The organism is Thalassoglobus sp. (assembly GCF_048270125.1).
GTDB lineage: Bacteria > Planctomycetota > Planctomycetia > Planctomycetales > Planctomycetaceae > Thalassoglobus.
In genome coordinates, this window is record NZ_JBLWTN010000004.1 from 174,880 (window position 1) to 191,403 (window position 16,524).

11 protein-coding genes are annotated in these 16,524 nt (G+C 50.5%); 6 read left to right on the forward strand and 5 right to left on the reverse strand.

Going from position 1 to position 16,524, the window contains the following annotated elements:
• The first annotated feature begins 106 nt into the window (after positions 1-106).
• The 4 genes from ACN0YR_RS06930 (at position 107) to ACN0YR_RS06945 (ending at position 4,428) form a co-directional block, all read left to right on the forward strand.
• Entirely contained in the window at positions 107-1,051 is a 945-nt protein-coding gene (locus tag ACN0YR_RS06930) for a HEAT repeat domain-containing protein (RefSeq protein WP_417848468.1), read from the forward strand.
• Positions 1,052-1,433: 382 nt separating this feature from the next.
• On the forward strand, positions 1,434-2,993 hold the full coding sequence (locus ACN0YR_RS06935; RefSeq protein ID WP_417848635.1) for an FAD-dependent oxidoreductase: 1,560 nt from the start codon (positions 1,434-1,436) through the stop codon (positions 2,991-2,993).
• A 52-nt stretch (positions 2,994-3,045) separates the two neighbouring features.
• Positions 3,046-3,738 carry a DUF6882 domain-containing protein gene (locus ACN0YR_RS06940; RefSeq protein WP_417848469.1) on the forward strand — a complete coding sequence of 231 codons (693 nt, stop codon included), beginning with the start codon at positions 3,046-3,048 and terminating at the stop codon, positions 3,736-3,738.
• A 129-nt stretch (positions 3,739-3,867) separates the two neighbouring features.
• Positions 3,868-4,428 (forward strand): TIGR00730 family Rossman fold protein, encoded by a 561-nt coding sequence (locus ACN0YR_RS06945; protein ID WP_417848636.1) that lies wholly within the window; start codon positions 3,868-3,870, stop codon positions 4,426-4,428.
• Between the two features lie 41 nt (positions 4,429-4,469).
• Here ACN0YR_RS06945 and ftsH read toward each other — a convergent pair whose 3' ends face one another.
• Positions 4,470-6,593 carry an ATP-dependent zinc metalloprotease FtsH gene (gene ftsH / locus ACN0YR_RS06950; RefSeq protein WP_417848470.1) on the reverse strand — a complete coding sequence of 708 codons (2,124 nt, stop codon included), beginning with the start codon at positions 6,591-6,593 and terminating at the stop codon, positions 4,470-4,472.
• A 267-nt stretch (positions 6,594-6,860) separates the two neighbouring features.
• On the reverse strand, positions 6,861-9,773 hold the full coding sequence (locus ACN0YR_RS06955; protein WP_417848471.1) for a c-type cytochrome domain-containing protein: 2,913 nt from the start codon (positions 9,771-9,773) through the stop codon (positions 6,861-6,863).
• A gap of 87 nt (positions 9,774-9,860) precedes the next feature.
• On the opposite strand from ACN0YR_RS06955, the gene ACN0YR_RS06960 reads away from it, so the two are divergent.
• On the forward strand, positions 9,861-10,235 hold the full coding sequence (locus ACN0YR_RS06960) for a response regulator (RefSeq protein ID WP_417848472.1): 375 nt from the start codon (positions 9,861-9,863) through the stop codon (positions 10,233-10,235).
• Between the two features lie 189 nt (positions 10,236-10,424).
• Here ACN0YR_RS06960 and ACN0YR_RS06965 read toward each other — a convergent pair whose 3' ends face one another.
• From ACN0YR_RS06965 to ACN0YR_RS06975, 3 genes are all read right to left on the reverse strand, one after another.
• The gene (locus ACN0YR_RS06965; RefSeq protein WP_417848473.1) at positions 10,425-11,411 is read right to left on the reverse strand and encodes a PEP-CTERM sorting domain-containing protein; all 987 of its coding nucleotides are present in this window, start codon (positions 11,409-11,411) and stop codon (positions 10,425-10,427) included.
• A 453-nt stretch (positions 11,412-11,864) separates the two neighbouring features.
• Positions 11,865-12,596: a DUF6985 domain-containing protein gene (locus ACN0YR_RS06970; RefSeq protein ID WP_417848474.1), complete on the reverse strand. Its 732-nt coding sequence runs from the start codon at positions 12,594-12,596 to the stop codon at positions 11,865-11,867.
• A gap of 443 nt (positions 12,597-13,039) precedes the next feature.
• On the reverse strand, positions 13,040-13,810 hold the full coding sequence (locus ACN0YR_RS06975) for a hypothetical protein (RefSeq protein ID WP_417848475.1): 771 nt from the start codon (positions 13,808-13,810) through the stop codon (positions 13,040-13,042).
• A 438-nt stretch (positions 13,811-14,248) separates the two neighbouring features.
• Here ACN0YR_RS06975 and aspS point away from each other — a divergent pair, with 438 nt between their 5' ends.
• Positions 14,249-16,018 (forward strand): aspartate--tRNA ligase, encoded by a 1,770-nt coding sequence (aspS, locus tag ACN0YR_RS06980; protein ID WP_417848476.1) that lies wholly within the window; start codon positions 14,249-14,251, stop codon positions 16,016-16,018.
• Positions 16,019-16,524: the final 506 nt, after the last annotated feature.

Here is a 16,524-nt window from a genome sequence, read left to right on the forward strand (position 1 = left end):
GCAAAGAGAGTGAATTACAGAGTATCAATTGTCTCACGAAGTTCGATTTTGACCTCCCTGACTTCGGTAGGCTTTCCTGAACTCCGCTGTTTTCACGGATGAACTGATGCGACAATTTACTCTCAGCCACGTTTCACTTTTACTCCCTCTCTGCGTTGCCTTCTTGAGTGGATGCGGAGGGGCCGATCAATCTGCTCCTCCGGCCAGTCCGCCAAAGGCTACTGGGACGCCACCAACAACCGCCGCCCCTGCTCCGCTCCCCACTGATTCCCCTGGCTCAGTCTCGGAATTGGCCTCTTCCGGCAACAAAATATCGAGTTCCGAGACCACTCTTACTCAGCCTGAGACTCCGGCAAGAGCACCGCTCAAGTTGCCATCGACAAAAGAAATGAAAACCGTCGAAATTGAGAAAGCTGCCGTTCCAGCACCGACTCAAAAAGTTGAATTCGACAAGAACCTCGTCGACGCCTTCGAGAAACTTGTGACCCCTGCAAGTTCGATCGAAGCCTGGGAGAAGGCGCACCAGACTGTGCTCGATTTGGGAGAATCGGTCGTCCCGCTACTGGCAGATCGACTCATTAATGGAAACAACATCGAAAGAGAGACGGCTGCTTCAACTCTGATTTCGTTTGGTCCTGATGCAGAAGGAGCAATTCCCGAACTTCGCTCAGCTTTGAAGGATACCGTCCCGTTCGTCCGTGCAAATGCTGCCATTACACTCGTTCAGTTTCCGAAAGAAGCTCCTCGAGCGGTCTCGGTGTTGGTCACTCTTCTGGAGCATGATGATCCAACGCTTCAGCAAATGGCAGCGATGAACTTGTCCTTCCTTGGAGAAGATGCCAGTCCGCATGTCGCCGATCTGACAAGAATACTGGAAACAACAGAAGGACCGGAGCTTCTGCTTCCCGTTGTCGAACTCCTTGGTCGCATCGGTCCTGCAGCTGAGACAGCTGTTCCCAAACTCAAACAAATCGCGTTTGAGCAGAAAGGCGAAGTCGGAGCAGCTGCCAACTCTGCCATTCAGCTCATTCAAACTGAATCTCAAGAGTGAACCGCTTGATGAAGATGCTATGTTCCACCGAGCATACAGATCTCAGTTGGAATATTATATTGTTTAGCGGGACTCCAGTCCCGCAGCAACATTTTCAGTAAGCTGGCTGCTTCAGCGATCGCCAGATTTCTGAAAAACGTCGCCAATTCAAACCTTAGAGCAGTTTGCTCTACCGTTTGCCCGTGAAGAACGTATTTCTCTAGAACTGATCCTGAAACTTGAAATTGCTCTCTCAAACGTTGAGAGAAGCGGCTATTCCAGAGGTTTTCGGACTGGTTCTAGTAAAAATGCTGTTCGCCACGAGGCAGAACCTGCAACCAATTCGAAAGATGCTCTAAAGAGCGAAGCTTAACAAAGGTTCCCACACATGCCTGTCGAGCAAATGAGTCGAGAGAAGTCGCTTGAGGCTCTTCGGGATCGGAAAGAACCATGGGACCTTCTCGTCATTGGCGGAGGCGCAACTGGTGTTGGAATTGCTCTCGATGCCGCCAGCCGAAACCTTGATGTGCTTCTCCTCGAACAATCAGATTTTGGAAAAGGAACCTCGAGCCGAAGCACGAAACTGATTCATGGAGGTGTCAGATATTTACAACAGGGAAATCTGACATTGGTCAGCGATGCACTTCAGGAACGGGCGCGGCTCATCCGGAATGCTCCGCACCTTGTTCGTGACCGTTCATTTCTTGTTCCGTGCCATAGTTTTTGGGAGCGGATTTTTTACGGCACCGGGATGAAGCTGTACGACTTCCTTGCAGTTCGCGACAGTTTTGGAAGCTCGCGCTGGCTTTCAAAGAGTGCAGTCGCGGACATCGCCCCAGCGCTGCAGCACAAGCAGTTGAAGGGGGCAGTTCTTTATCATGATGGTCAGTTTGATGATGCCCGATTGTTACTGAGCATGGCTCGGTCCGCTTTTGACCATGGAGCCTGCCTGTTGAACTATGTTCAGGTGAATCAATTTCTCAAGGATAGCTCGGGAAAGGTGATTGGTGTTGAGGCCTCTGACCAACTGACTGAAGAAAGTTTCGCTCCGCATGCTCGGTCTGTCATCAATGCAACAGGTCCATTTTCTGATACCGTCCGAAAGCTGGACGACCAGAATGCAGACAAGATGATCGCACCCAGCCAAGGCGTTCATCTTGTCGTTCCGATTTCGTTTTTCCCGGGCGAAGCAGCGATGATCGTCCCGAAAACGCCCGATGGACGAGTGATCTTCATTATTCCGTGGCACGACCACGCCATCATCGGAACAACTGACACAGAGATTCCGGAGGCAGTGCTGGAGCCGACAGCTCAAGAGGACGAAATCCAGTTTTTGCTGGATACATCAGCAGATTACCTCGCCAAACCACTCTCTCGAAGCGACGTCTTAAGTATTTATACCGGCATTCGTCCTCTCGTGAAGAACAGCAGCGCCGGTCGGACAGCCTCTCTTTCTCGGGACCATCATATTCAAACCTCCTCTTCTGGAGTGGTGACCATTGCAGGCGGAAAGTGGACGACAGTTCGCAAGATGGCGGAAGATTGTGTGGACGTCGCTGTGAAGCAGGCGAATTTGTCTGCGAAAGAATGTGTGACAAAAAATCTGAAGCTGCACGGACATCAGGAAAATTTGAATGTCGATGACCCGCGCAGTGCTTACGGTTCAGACTTGATTGCTTTGGAACAGTTGGAAGCGGAGCATCCTTCGTTGGCAGAACCCTTCTCGAAGTCACTCAGCCTGAGACCCTCTGAGGTTGTCTGGGCAGCGCGAAATGAGATGGCACAAACTCTGGACGATGTGTTGACGCGGCGTTCAAGATGTCTGTTTCTTGATGCTCGAGCAACGCTGGCAATTGCTCCTGATGTCGCTCGACGACTCGCTCAAGAACTCAACAAGGATGAGAGTTGGGTGACCGATCAAGTGGAGAAATTCGAAATCATCGCTCAACACTTTCTCCCATGATACGATATGATTCTTTGAGAAATCCGATTGGCTCAGCACCGTGAGGCTCTCAATGAATTCATTTCGAGACCTGTTTGCAAAACATGTCGGGACCGCGTTTGCACATCAACTTGCTCTGGCAGATCATGTCGAGAATCGAAACTGGAATCTCGATTTAAGCATCGGGACAGTCAGCTTTGGAGACGGTCTGGAATATCCCGTGCAGTTGCTCGGTTCAGAAGCATTGGGAAACAATCAAACCTGGATGTGGGCCTGGGCCAATGACGGAATCGATCCAAACCCCGAAACAATGACGCTGGTCCATCAACTCAAAGAATACGGCGAGAAAGAATCTCTCCCTGAACTCTATGAGCCCTCGTTCTCTTTGAATCGAGCGACGGGACACGAACTGGCGATGGTGGCCTCTGGGATTTCCGGAAATGTTTGCTACTATTGCGGCCCTTACGAAGGTGGAGCCGTCTACTTTGTGATCAAAGACCTGCCGGATTCGTTTTTCGAACCTGCTCCCCCAGAGCGGGTCATTCGAGTTCTTTCAGAAGTGATAGCGACATTCGAAGTCAACCATCGCACGATGGCAGAATCATTTCTTGAAAGTCAAAACTACGATTGCAATCGATTGGATTCAAAGCTCGAAGCTTCCCGGGGAGCGACTCACGTTTCGATTTTATTTGATGAGCAAGGACGGATCTCAAATATGAATGGAACGATCCCTCCACGGAAGCGCTGGTGGCAATTCTGGAAGTGAGAGAAAGTCGCGAGGCTTTCATTTTTCTTTGATCAAGTGGTCCCTGTTCGTCTCGCAAAATAAATCTTATTGACAATCACTCTGTACATGTGACCTGTACACTCAGTACCCATCGCGAACACGTTTATGTTGAAAATTGATTCTGTATGTGTCTTTTGCGGATCGAATATCGGAAACGATCCGCAGTTTTCGAGCTCTGCTCAGGACTTAGGTCATAGACTGGCGGAGTCCGGGATTCGTCTTGTTTTTGGAGGGGGACACATCGGCCTGATGGGTGTCGTTGCCGATGCGGTTTTGGAGAAAGATGGCGATGTAACTGGTGTGATTCCCGCCTCGCTGGAGGAGAGGGAATTGGCCCACCCCGGTGTTAAGGAGATGCACATCGTCGAATCGATGCACATTCGGAAAGCGTTGATGGCAGAACTGTCAGATGCCTTCGTCGCCCTCCCCGGAGGGCTGGGCACGTTCGAAGAACTCTGCGAAATCATGACGTGGGCGCAATTAGGGATTCACCAGAAACCAATTATTATCTTGAACGTCAACGAGTATTACTCATCGCTGTTGAATCTCATTGACCATGCGATTGAGAAAGAGTTCATGAGCCAGAAGCACCGTGAACTCTTCCACGTCGCAGAATCTGTCGACGATCTCATGCAAATCTTGAAGAACAGAATCCAACCGGACACATAATGTGCCCGGCAAGACGAGCCCAAAAACTATTCGGCGAAGTTTTATTCGTCCGTTCCCTGTTTAAGATTGTCCGCTTCCTCTTTGCTCACAGCTTGCTCAGCAGAGCGCTTGGCGAGTGACGTCCCCGGTTTGAGTTCCGGACCTTTGCGGAATTTGTCCATGATGGCTTTGAGTTCTTCTGCATTCATGACTTCTTTCTTGAGGAGTTCCTGAGTCATGTATTCCAGAACATCGCGCTTCGAAGTCACGATTTCTCGAGCCGTTTCCATACAGGCATCGATCATTCGGCGAATCTCAAGATCAATCTCCCGCAGAGTCTGCTCACTGTGAATAAAGTCTGCACCACCTTGGGGAGCTCCGTTGAGGAAGGGGGAGCGTTTCGATTCACGGTAATTGACTCGCCCAAGTTTTGGACTCATGCCGAATTCCATGACCATTCGGCGTGCCAGCTCGGTGGCCCGTTCGAGGTCATTTTGCGGACCGGATGAAGTTTCTTCGAAGATGATTTCCTCAGCCGCGATTCCGCCCAAGGCGACGCAAATTCGATTTGTGAGTTCCGTTTCAGTGACCAGGTAGCGGTCGTCCTCTGGTCGCTGAAGAATATAACCCAAGGCTCCAAACCCGCGTGGGATAATGGAGATTTTGTGAACCGGGTCAGTTTGTGGAAGCGTCATTGCGACGAGTGCGTGTCCTGATTCGTGGTATGCGACTCGCTGCTTTTCGTCTTCGTGAATGAGTCGGGACGACTTCTCAAGCCCCGCGACAACACGCTCGATTCCTTCTTCGAACTCGAGCATTGAGGCAGCACTTTTGTTCCCGCGAGCAGCCAGTAAGGCGGCCTCGTTCACAAGGTTTGCAAGATCGGCTCCGACAAATCCGGGAGTCAACTTTGCAATCCGTCCGAGATCGACATCGTCATCCATTTTGATCTTTTGAGAATGAACGTGAAGAATCGCCTCTCGGCCTTTGTAGTCTGGACGGTCGACAAGAACGTGCCGGTCAAACCGTCCCGGTCGCATCAGTGCGGGGTCCAGCGTTTCGGGCCGATTCGTGGCCCCCATCACAATCACACTTTGATCAGAGGAGAAACCGTCCATTTCTACGAGTAACGCGTTCAAAGTTTGTTCACGTTCATCATGCCCTCCCTGCATTCCGCTGCCACGCGTTTTGCCGAGTGCGTCAAGTTCATCAATGAAGATGATACTGGGAGACTTTTGAACGGCCTGAGCGAACATGTCACGTACTCGAGCAGCTCCGACTCCCACGAACATTTCAACAAAGTCCGATCCAGACAGACTGAAAAATGGGACGCCTGCTTCACCCGCGACAGCTTTCGCGAGCATCGTTTTTCCGGTTCCCGGAGGTCCAACAAGCAGTACGCCTCGCGGAATTCGCCCGCCCAGCGCCTGATATTTTCCTGGAGTCCGCAGGAACTCGACAATCTCTCGCAGTTCGCCGACTGCTTCTTCGATGCCAGCGACATCATCGAATGTGGTTTTGACATCATCCTCAGCCATCAATCGCCCGCGACTGCGACCGAACGACATTGCCTGTCCGGGGCCACCCATTCGCTTCAGGAACAGGATAAAGATAATCAGCAACGTCGCCATCAGCAGAATATATACGACGGTTCCCCACTCTGTTCGCGGAGCCGCACCGTTGTAGTCGATTCCCTTTTCTTCGAGGAGTTTGGTCAAGGCCGCACGATCCTCGTCCGGAATTCCACCGACAGGGACTCGAAACCGGGTCGTAATTTTCTGTTGCGGTTTTCCTTCTTCCAGCTTTGAATCTTTATCACCGGGCTCTTGCTTCTCGGTTTCCGCGACCTGCTCTGCTGGCTCGGTTTTCTCTTCTTTGGGCTCTTCCTTTGTCTTCTTTCCGTCAAGGTTGAGTTCCTTGAGTGGTTGGTCCTGAAAGGTGATGTACTGCGTGCCGAGTCTCAGGCCAAAGACGTTGTCTTTGTGGAACTCACCAGACTTCACTTTGCTAATGAGTTTCCCGAAAGAGATGTCGGTTGCCGAAGATTGCTCGTTCACCCACGACCAGGCGATCACCAGCACGATACTGCCGATTAGTAAATACCAGAATGTTGCCCCAGAACTTTTCTCGTTCTTCGATTTCTTGCGAGGCTCATTCCCTGATTCATCTGGTGGGGTTGCGTTCATATCCATATTTCCTCGCTCAAGCAAATCTAAGATTGGTTTTCACGTTCTGCCTCGTGGCGAGGAGTCAATGAAGTTGTAAAGTTCGCTTTCGACGGCAGCGGTTCCATCGCTCAATAGAAGAAAACCACCATGAAACAGGTGAATTTGTCGAAAGCGGTAATCTTCAAGTGATAACGAGAAACTCTAGGTCCGAATCGGTGTGGCGTCAACGCGTTCTGGTGACTGAGACCAGGCTCAGGGCCGTGAAATGTTTCGCATCAGGGAATGCTATTTTGTTTTTGTGACACTCGATTTTGAGCCATTGCGAATATGGAGCATCACCGGTTGAGTTGCATGTCCCCCAGCAGCAGAAGAGGTTAAATGGAATAGGCGAGATTGCTCTGGAACCCAATTCGCTGCGGTAATAAAGAATTCTCGCTGACTTTGATCACTGAGAAGTAGCAATCCGTTCAAGCCGATGTTGTCGACGAAGACACCATGCGGCAGATTGCGACCCGCCTCTTCCTTCCCCAGGGAGATTTCACCCTTGAAGTCGAGACGCTCGGCGTTGACCTGAAGCATAATGGTTTCGCCTGGTCGAATTTCGAACTCAAGCGGTCCATTTTCCGGAGCTTTCACTGGCTGTGCTCCCTCCTTAGCAGCGACGATCTCAAGTAAGAGTTTCGGTTTTGCATCCACTTTCAGTTCTGTAAATCCAGCGATGACGTGCTCAAGCGGGCTGTCATCAATTTTTGCGGTCGCGACAACTTTCAGTTCTTTGATTGCATCAGCAGCGAGCGGCTTTGCATCGGCACTTGCATGGATGACACCACGGGCTGAGATTTGTCCCGGTTCAATCGTAATTGGTGATGTCACGGTGTATCCCTCGGGAACGCCGGTGAAATTCACCTCGATCGGATCATCAAAATTGTCGAGACGATCCGCTGTCAGCCGAATCTCGCTTGTTCCGCCAGCTGCGATGGTGGGTGATTTATCGAGAAGCGTGACTGAAAAATCTGGCTTCCGTGGTCGAATTGTGAGCGTGTACTTGAAGTTCTCACCATTGATGCCGCGTACATCACGAAGACGGACAACATACTCACCACTTTTGGGAGCAGTGAAAAAGAGTTTCGAATCTTTACCCAATTTCCGATGTGCATCGTCATCGTTTTGATAGAAGACTTTGAATTCTGGAAGTCCGTTCGGGATCAGTTCCGTCCCGGGAGGGTGTGGTTCAACGATGTAGCAAGGCTCACCCAGTGCATGTGCTAACGGTGTTGTGTCGAAGTATCCCCAGCGTTTTCCGGTTCCGGGATAGACATTGAATCCAGAATCGGGGCCACGTGGATACAACCACAGCTTGACCACTTCGCCGTTCGCGTAAAGGTACTCGTTGAGTTCCATTTCCTTCCAGTTGAAGATCCGGAAGTCGGTCGTTTGATCGGCCGTCTTTCCTCGGAATGTGAAGTAACTATCGCGGACAGCTTGAAGAATCAGTCGTTGTACTGGCTCCCCTTCCGGAGTCAGGATGTCGATGAAGGAATCCAAGTCAGATTTTGACTGAGCAGCATTCACTTCGAAGACCCATTCTTCACCCGCATTTGCAGAAAATTTGAAGCAGTCTGCATCGCTTTTCTGGTCCGCCAGATGAGTGACACCTTGAATCGCAACGGGGAGAGTCACAGCTTGGGCCGTTTGAGCCGTCTGGTTCGGCTCTTGCTCTGTGACTGTTTTCGGTGTCGCTTGAGGCATTGGTGTTTTAGGCGAAATCACCACCGGGGTTGATGGCGCTTTTCTTTCAGGCTTTCGTTTTGAAATCTCAAAAACTTCAACCGTTCCATCGAGACGACCGGTTATAAATTTCTTGTCGTCCGGAGCGATGGCCATCGCCATCGCAACTTCAGGTTGATTCTTAATCAGTTGTGTTTCGGTATAGTTTTTGGTTTCCCAAACTTTGATGGTTTTATCTTCTGCAAGCGAAATGAGATGCTTTCCATCGGACGTGTAGGAGAGGTTGACGATCGGACCTTCATGTGCGAATCGTGAAAACAAAATCGGGTTGATTTGCGGCGACTTTCGAGAGATCAGTTGCCAGACCCGAATCCGATTGTCAGCACCACCGGCAGCCACGAATTGACCATCAGGTGAGACTGTTACGGCGTACTGCTCTTTCTGTGGTTGACCCAGAGTGTCAAGTCGCAGGCCATCGCTGACACGCCAGACTTTGCATGTTGAGTCCGCACAGGCAGAGACAAGAAGTTGGCTGTCGGGGGTGAATTCAAGATCGTAAACGGCTCCATTGTGGCCGGTCAGTTCTCGTAGTTTCTCGCCTGTCTGAATGTCCCAGAGGAGGATTGTTTTGTCGTAGCTGCAAGTTGCCAGAATCTTTCCATCAGGAGAGACTTCGGCATCGAACATGATATCCCGATGTCCTTTGAATTCCTGAAGTTTTTTCTCCAACGGCCACTCCCAGAGCGTCGCGACTCCGCCCAGCCCGGCGACTCCGGCTGATGTAACCACCTTGCTGCCGCCCAGACAAAAATGAACCGAGTTCACTTTACCTGGAAAGTCACTGAGTTTTGCGACTGGAAGCCACTCACGAACTTTGTTGTCATCGTCGATGAACTGCGTGATGAGTTCACGTGAAATTTCGACTTCACCGTATCTGGCAACTGCCCGAGCATCTCCATTCGCTGACCAGTCCATCGCCGTGATTGGGCGTCGATCGGTCTTTGACTCAATGGTCGGCACTTGCAATGCCAGTGGATCTGGAGTCGCCCCCTGTGGTCCTTTCGCTCCTTGTTCAATCCAGAGTTGAATTTTCGTGATTTCATCCTGGGTTGGGGCGGGCTCGTCCTCGGGAGGCATCTTCGGTTCAGCAACACCTGTCATCAGCCGGTAGATCTTGCTGCTTTCCGGATTCTTCGCGAGAAATGCCGGGCCACTCTCGGTTCCTTTTGCTAACGAAGCGTAAGACTCCAGCGAGAATTCTCCCTCACGGTCTTCATCGTTGTGGCAGCCTGCACAGTATTTTCGAAAGAGAGGAGCCACATCCTTTTCGTAACTTACGCTGCCTGCGGCGACCGCAGTCCCTTGCTCATTGCCCTGTTTTGTGTTTTGATCTGTGCCCTGTTCTGCTTCGGAGAACGCGGGTGCGCTCGCGAAGCACAGAACACAAAATGCAGCGACAATACTTTTCATTTGAAATCTCTTAACAGATCAAATTGTTCAGATGAGAAGTATGTTAAAGAAACTGCTTGCAAACCACAAAGAATGAGTACCTAATTCATGACCAAGAAAGTTCTCGACGTCGGAAATTGCAATCCGGACCACTCGTCTCTGACACGCTTATTGAAGAAAAATTTTGAAGTTGATGTCCTGAGAACTCATGGAATGCGGGATACTCTCGACCTCTTGAAGAATGGAGACGTTGACTTGGTCCTCGTGAACCGGGTCATGGATCGAGATGGCGCTTCGGGATTGCAGATCATTCAAGAAATGAAAAGCAATGCTGAGTTGTCTTCCGTTCCCGTGATGATGATCACGAATTACGAAGATGCTCAGCAGTCCGCGATTGAAGCCGGTGCCGAACCTGGTTTTGGAAAATCGGCACTCACCCTGCAATCAACACTCGATAAACTGGAACCGTTTTTAGAAGAGTAAAAGGCAGCTGGGTCGTCTTCTTACAGCTTCGGACCGCAGCTTTCACCAATAGATTTCACCGATAATGCTCTGCCGACGAATTCTGAAGGTGTGGGAATTATTTTCCCGGCCCGGGTAGATCGAATTGCCCTCGACGTTCATGGTCATCCACTTCGAGGCGAATCAAGTTGGTTTCGTGCTTCGCAGTTCTTAACTCACCAACTGTTCGCTGCTTTGCTTTCTTCGACGAATGACGAGTCGGGTTAAAGCTCCGAGAGCAGCGATGCCGAGTAGTGCGAACGAGCTCGGTTCTGGTACAGCTGAACCGGTATCGAGTGCAGACATTTGAGCCTCTGAATGTGAGATAATGACGTCTCCATTCAAAAGTCCGATGCCTAACGCACCCAAATTCACTCCCACATCGGAAAATGTCACGTGAATCGCGTTCACATCGATGCTTCGTGAACTCAGCGAATCGCCGGAGTAGAGTTGTTCATTCAAGATGACTGAGATAGAACCTTGGAGACTCGCCAAGCCTGAGACCGAGCTGTTTATAATGATTGGTGTATTTGCTGGAGCAGACGCGTCGAGTACGAATTCCACACCTAAAACAGAAAGGACTGCTTGAGTTCCACCTACTCCGCCAACTCCAGCAATTGTTGTGGAACCAGTGTCAGAAAGTGCGTTGAAGTCACCCGATACAGCAGCATTCGATTCAACGGCTGTCGCTTCCAGAGAGATAAACGTTTCTGCGCTAGTAACTAGGTCAACTTCCACGAGTGACAAAATGGACAATGACACATCGTTGACGGTTGCACTCGCAGTCGTTGATCGACCCCCGAGTCCCCCGTCAACGTTTGATACTGAAGTTGTTTCGAGTAATCCTGTATCCAATGAAATGAAGTTCACTGTTCCCAAGAGCCCGCCGACATTTAAGGCTCCGAGGGCGCTTGCTGAGTCGTCGTCATTAAAGAGATTGTAAGCAGCTGGTGCCGTCCCGGAAGAAGTTGAGAATGGTCCTAATCCCGCAGTAATGACTGCGACTTCAGCAACAGAAATTCCTAAATTGACCTCAACTCCATAGGCGGAGCTTTCTCCAGAGATAACACCTGCGTGAGAAATGTTGTTCCAACATGGCACGATTGTCGCGAGAGCGACTGCTGGAAGAAAAGCAAACCGCAGAAGTGAGGCTGACATGCTGATTCAATCTGTCTGGAGTACAACTGATGTAGGGCCTACGCATCATAAAATTGAAGGACACTCTGTTCCTGTTCTTCAAAATTCATACGTAGATGTCGAACTCTGGTTGGAACCCAAGACCGAACTCTTGCCAATTGAATCTCAACAAAAGTTGCTCGTTTCGATGTTGCTCAATCTTCAACCAATAAAACACGACTATCCAGTTAGTTCATAAGTCACCAAAATCGGTAAGCAAGAAAAAATCAGAATACACATCGTTTTTTTTAGCATTCGTGGAATTATTATTGGATCATTTGCATCAGATTGCCCAGTTTGTTGCCTTTATGCATCATCGGGCGGCAGTGAATTCCAGTGTGAATCCAATATCGGTCTTTGCGTCCTGCTTTGTGACGATCAGCAAATTTTCTGATGCAACGCGTTCGACGCGGGCAGGTGTGAGAGCAAGCAATTCTATAGAGAGGTCTCTACCAGAGTTGCGAAGTTTTGATATGCGGCCTGCTCTTCCTCAGTGAAAATCTCTCTTTGGAAATTCGCTTCTGTGAGGATGTCTTCAGGGGAATAGAGGTCGTTGCCGATTGCGATGGGCTGTCCTTCATGAAGGATCATTTGCAGGCCATGTTCCATGTCCCAATCGACTTCCCAGCCGAAGGAGATCGAGGACAACCCCGGAATTGTTTCCGGACTGAGGTTCATGCCATCAAAGCGAATGCAGCTGGTGAGGTCCTCAATCGATTCCGGCGATTCCGGACAATCGTCTTCCTCTTCAAACCATTGCGGTTCGTTTTTTCGCAGGTTGATGTAGTACCGCAATATGGCGTCACAGGCTCGTTCGCAAATTACATTTTCGTGCGCAACAAAAAATTCCCAAGCTGTCACTTGTGCAGGCGACGGAATTGCTGCCTCTTTCTCTTCCGATTGGCTAACTCCGACTTCATAAACTCCCAAAGACTGAAGTGCAGCGAGGACGTCAAAGTTGCGACATATTTGCGGTAACTCGCCGGGCTGTTGTTCCCATTTTTTGACGAGATCGCGATGCTTCGGTTCGAGGTCCTGCAGTTGCTTCTTGCTGTCAGGATGCCAAAAGATTTCCATCGCGGCAAACTTGCGGAAGCACATTAAGTCTTCCCCTAAATCATCGGGAATCAAGCGACCAAATGCGGGGTGGTTCGTGGTTTTTGCCATGAGAGATTATTCGTAACTTGAACTGTACAGCGGGGCAGAACCGCAAAGTTGTGTAAGAGAGATCATGTATTGAGATCGCTCACGCTGGCACTTCATCAAAATCAAATTGCAGGCCCGCTTCACGTTTTGTGAACCCGGTTTTGTAATGAAAGCAATGTACCAAGTGGGGCGAGGGAGTATCTCGATCGAACCGCCCAATCGCAGCTTTCTCTAAGAATGAGAAACCGCAGCTGGCAACTCTCGTTACGGAAAGAGTGGCGAACAGGCAGACGTACAAGTGAGCGGTCTTCGAAATACTGAAACGAGTGTGAATTGATCAAAATCAGTGAAATGGTCGGCAATGGTATGTCATCCGACTGATCTTTCTCAATCGACATCAGGATCGATATCGGGATGTTGCAGGGAGAACAAGTCGTTTACGACCGCTCCTGCGGCACCTTCACTTAGCGAAGTTGCCCGGCTCGTAATGCCGAGTTTGATGAAGTTGGTCGTGAGAACATTCCCTGAGCCGGGGAGGTGACCGTCACTTGTTCCTGAAAACTCTGAAGTTCGATTTTCGAATTCGCTTCAGCTTTTCGTTGTGGGATTTTTTGCCAATTCCCATCATCAGCGGGGGCAGTTGACTGTTGAGGGGCAGCTGGAACCGGCGTAATCGGGGCTTGGGCTGTCACTTGCGGGTAATATGGGACAGCAGCTGTCGTCGTCATTGGGATTGGCACAGCAGAGAATTGATTCCCCTGGCAGCATGGTTTCGCAATGGCAACTGTTCGTGGTGCGTGATAGCTGACCGTTTGTTGCGGCACGAGTCGTGTATGGACTCGCGGAACGTTTTCGACGACCTGGTAAGGGACGTCTCGGTATTGAACCTGCTGTTGGAGCTTGGTTTCCGCGACGGTTTTCGTCGTCAGCTTAGGAACCCAAACCATTTTGTAACCCCCTTCGTCGACAGTCACTTGTTTATGCGTGGTGACTGGTACGTTGACCGAGACTGCTTCACGGCGAACGTGTGTGCGAGTGACCGGTTGATAAGTCGTTACTTGTTCCTGGCGGTATGTTGTTTGAACTTGTGGGCAAACTGGTGCTCGAACGACTGGGACGGGGGGCGTCGCACAGCGGTTGCACGGATTGAAGCCGGGAATACCAAATTGGGCGTGACCCGTGGCTGGAATTCCGATTGCGAAGGCTGCACATAATACGACTTTTTGAATTAACATTTCATCCACTCCCAGACCTTCGCAAACTCATGGCGCGTGCCACACACTCATGTGTTCGTAAAAATCGTTCCAATAAGGCCACTCGGAGCGACTGACCGCGGTCAGATTCAGGGAGTTCTCAACCCGGCAGCCGCCCATGTGACATAAGTGGAATAAATCGAAGAAACGCTATGAGTCGAATCTCACGAACAGATTGTTCTCCGGATGGCCCATCTGCTCGCCTCATCCGGAACGATTACGTGATTTCGCCGACCTTTTTCTTGTCATAACCCCGAAAACCGCCACGGATTCGGCAGACCAACATTGAGTGAAGCGGGCGGTCCCCTATAATGCCCGCTTCGTTTTGCCGGAGATCTGTTCTTTTGAACACTTTCTCTTTTCTACTCTGCGCTGATTGCGCTGTCGGCAAATATCAGTAATTTAGAGGAAATCAGTTCCGTGTTACGTACTGCGACTTGTGGAGAACTTCGTGCCGACCATGTTGGACAAACAGTCACACTATGCGGTTGGGCCGATAAATACCGTGACCATGGCGGAGTTGTGTTTGTCGATCTGCGAGATCGTTACGGCATCACTCAAATCGCATTTCGCATGGAGGAATCGAGCGAGACTCAAAAACTCGCTGCCAGTGTTCGTCACGAAGATGTTATCCAGGTGACCGGGGAAGTCGTCAGCCGTGGAGACGAAAACAAGAACCCCAAGCTCGCGACGGGAGACATCGAAGTTCGCACAAGCGAACTGAAGATCCTGAATCGCAGCTTGACGCCCCCCTTCGAGCCGCGTGGCGAGCACCTGGCAAATGAAGAGTTGCGTTTGCAATACCGGTTCATTGATCTCCGACGCCCAGCGCTTCAGGAGATGATGAAGGTTCGTCATCAGTTGACGACTTCGGTCAGAAACTATTTTGACGAACTCGGTTTCCTCGATATCGAAACGCCGATTCTTGGTCGCAGCTCACCTGAAGGAGCACGTGATTACCTTGTGCCGTCGCGAGTTCATGAAGCCAGCTTCTATGCACTCCCGCAATCGCCGCAGCTGTTCAAGCAAATTCTGATGGTCGCCGGGTACGATCGGTACTACCAGATTGCACGATGTTTCCGTGATGAAGACCTGCGAGCAGATCGTCAGCCGGAGTTTACGCAGATCGATATCGAGATGTCCTTCGTCGATTTGGAAGACATTCTCAGCACGGTCGATGGGCTTCTTGCCAGAATGGTCAAAGACGTTCGCGGAACTGAACTCAAAACGCCACTTCCGAGATACACACACGCGGAGGTCATGGAACGTTACGGAACCGACAAGCCAGACTTGCGTTTCGGCATGGAACTCACAGACATCTCCGACCTCGTTGCAGAGAGCGGATTCGGCGTCTTCAAAAACACTGTTGAGAGTGGTGGAAAAGTTCGCGGATTGTGCGTGAAGGGAGCAGCAGACAAATACTCACGACGTATTCTCGACAACGATATGAAGAAAATTGTCGGTGAATACGGAGCCAAAGGTCTCGCCTACTTCAAAGTTGTTGGGAGTGGACTCGAATCCTCGATTGCCAAGTTCTTCAATGAAGACGAGCAGAAGGCGATCGTGGAACGAATGAGGGGCGAAGATGGAGACTTGCTGGTTTATGTCGCCGACAAGTACGAAGTGACCTGTGCCGCCCTCGCTGCACTTCGAAATCATATTGCGAAAGATCTCGAACTTTACGATCCGAAAGAATTGAACTGTGCGTGGGTTGTCGAGTTCCCGTTGGTGACACGGAACGAAGAGGAAGACCGTTGGGACGCAGAGCATCATCCATTCTGTGCAGTCCACCCGGATGACCTCGAATACTTCGAGAGTGATCCTTCCAAGATTCGGGCGTTGTCGTACGACCTTGTTTGCAATGGCTACGAAGCTGCCAGTGGAAGCATTCGTATTCATGATCCTGCAGTTCAGCAGAAAATTTTCGACCTCCTCAACATCGAGGCGGAAGAAGCTGAACGTCGATTCGGTTTCCTATTGCAAGCTCTTCGGTACGGGGCTCCGCCGCACGGTGGAATTGCTCTCGGATTGGACCGCTGGGTGATGATGTTCATGGGAACCGACAACATTCGCGACGTCATTGCCTTCCCGAAAACTCAAAAGGCATCCGACTTGATGATGGGGGCGCCATCTGCCGTCGACGATCATCAGCTGCGAGATTTGCATATCAAGGTCGACTTGCCAGAGTAATATTGTTTCCTGTGAAGGCGGTCTATGCGTAATGAAATTACGGCGACCGCCGGTCAGGTGACTCAGAACGAAATTCCAAGGATGCGCAGCCAAAGAATTCGGCGTAAGTCTTGGCGAACGGTTTTAACAAAAGTCACAAGCGAACTACCGGTAGAACGGGACCATTGTCCCGTTCCGTTCGCTTGATGCTATCACGTTAAGCGGCGCGCTCTTCTCCTTGCGCATGGTGCCGAGCATCTATGAAGTCATGAAAGTGGCCTCCACAGTGACACATGGAGCATGTTTGATTTAGGTCTTCAGTGTCCCATTTCGCCACTGATATTTCACCCGGAGCGAGGCGACTGCTGGCCAACCGTGGCATGCTCTAACGGACCCATTCTTTGCTTCGTCGAAAGCACCTGAGTTGTGAACTTCGTTCTTTGAATTGTTTGAAGCTCCGCGATGGCAATGAGCTTGTGTCTTCTCCAGGGAAGAGAACTTTTTTCGCTTATCTTGACAAGCTTCTG

Excerpts from the sequence above, each read along its gene's own strand:
- ACN0YR_RS06975 (WP_417848475.1), bottom strand. The coding sequence starts at position 13,810 with ATGTTAATTCAAAAAGTCGTATTATGTGCAGCCTTCGCAATCGGAATT.
- ACN0YR_RS06940 (WP_417848469.1), top strand. The coding sequence starts at position 3,046 with ATGAATTCATTTCGAGACCTGTTTGCAAAACATGTCGGGACCGCGTTT.
- ACN0YR_RS06935 (WP_417848635.1), top strand. The coding sequence starts at position 1,434 with ATGAGTCGAGAGAAGTCGCTTGAGGCTCTTCGGGATCGGAAAGAACCA.
- ACN0YR_RS06960 (WP_417848472.1), top strand. The coding sequence starts at position 9,861 with ATGACCAAGAAAGTTCTCGACGTCGGAAATTGCAATCCGGACCACTCG.
- ACN0YR_RS06930 (WP_417848468.1), top strand. The coding sequence starts at position 107 with ATGCGACAATTTACTCTCAGCCACGTTTCACTTTTACTCCCTCTCTGC.
- ftsH (WP_417848470.1), bottom strand. The coding sequence starts at position 6,593 with ATGAACGCAACCCCACCAGATGAATCAGGGAATGAGCCTCGCAAGAAA.
- ACN0YR_RS06970 (WP_417848474.1), bottom strand. The coding sequence starts at position 12,596 with ATGGCAAAAACCACGAACCACCCCGCATTTGGTCGCTTGATTCCCGAT.
- ACN0YR_RS06965 (WP_417848473.1), bottom strand. The coding sequence starts at position 11,411 with ATGTCAGCCTCACTTCTGCGGTTTGCTTTTCTTCCAGCAGTCGCTCTC.
- ACN0YR_RS06955 (WP_417848471.1), bottom strand. The coding sequence starts at position 9,773 with ATGAAAAGTATTGTCGCTGCATTTTGTGTTCTGTGCTTCGCGAGCGCA.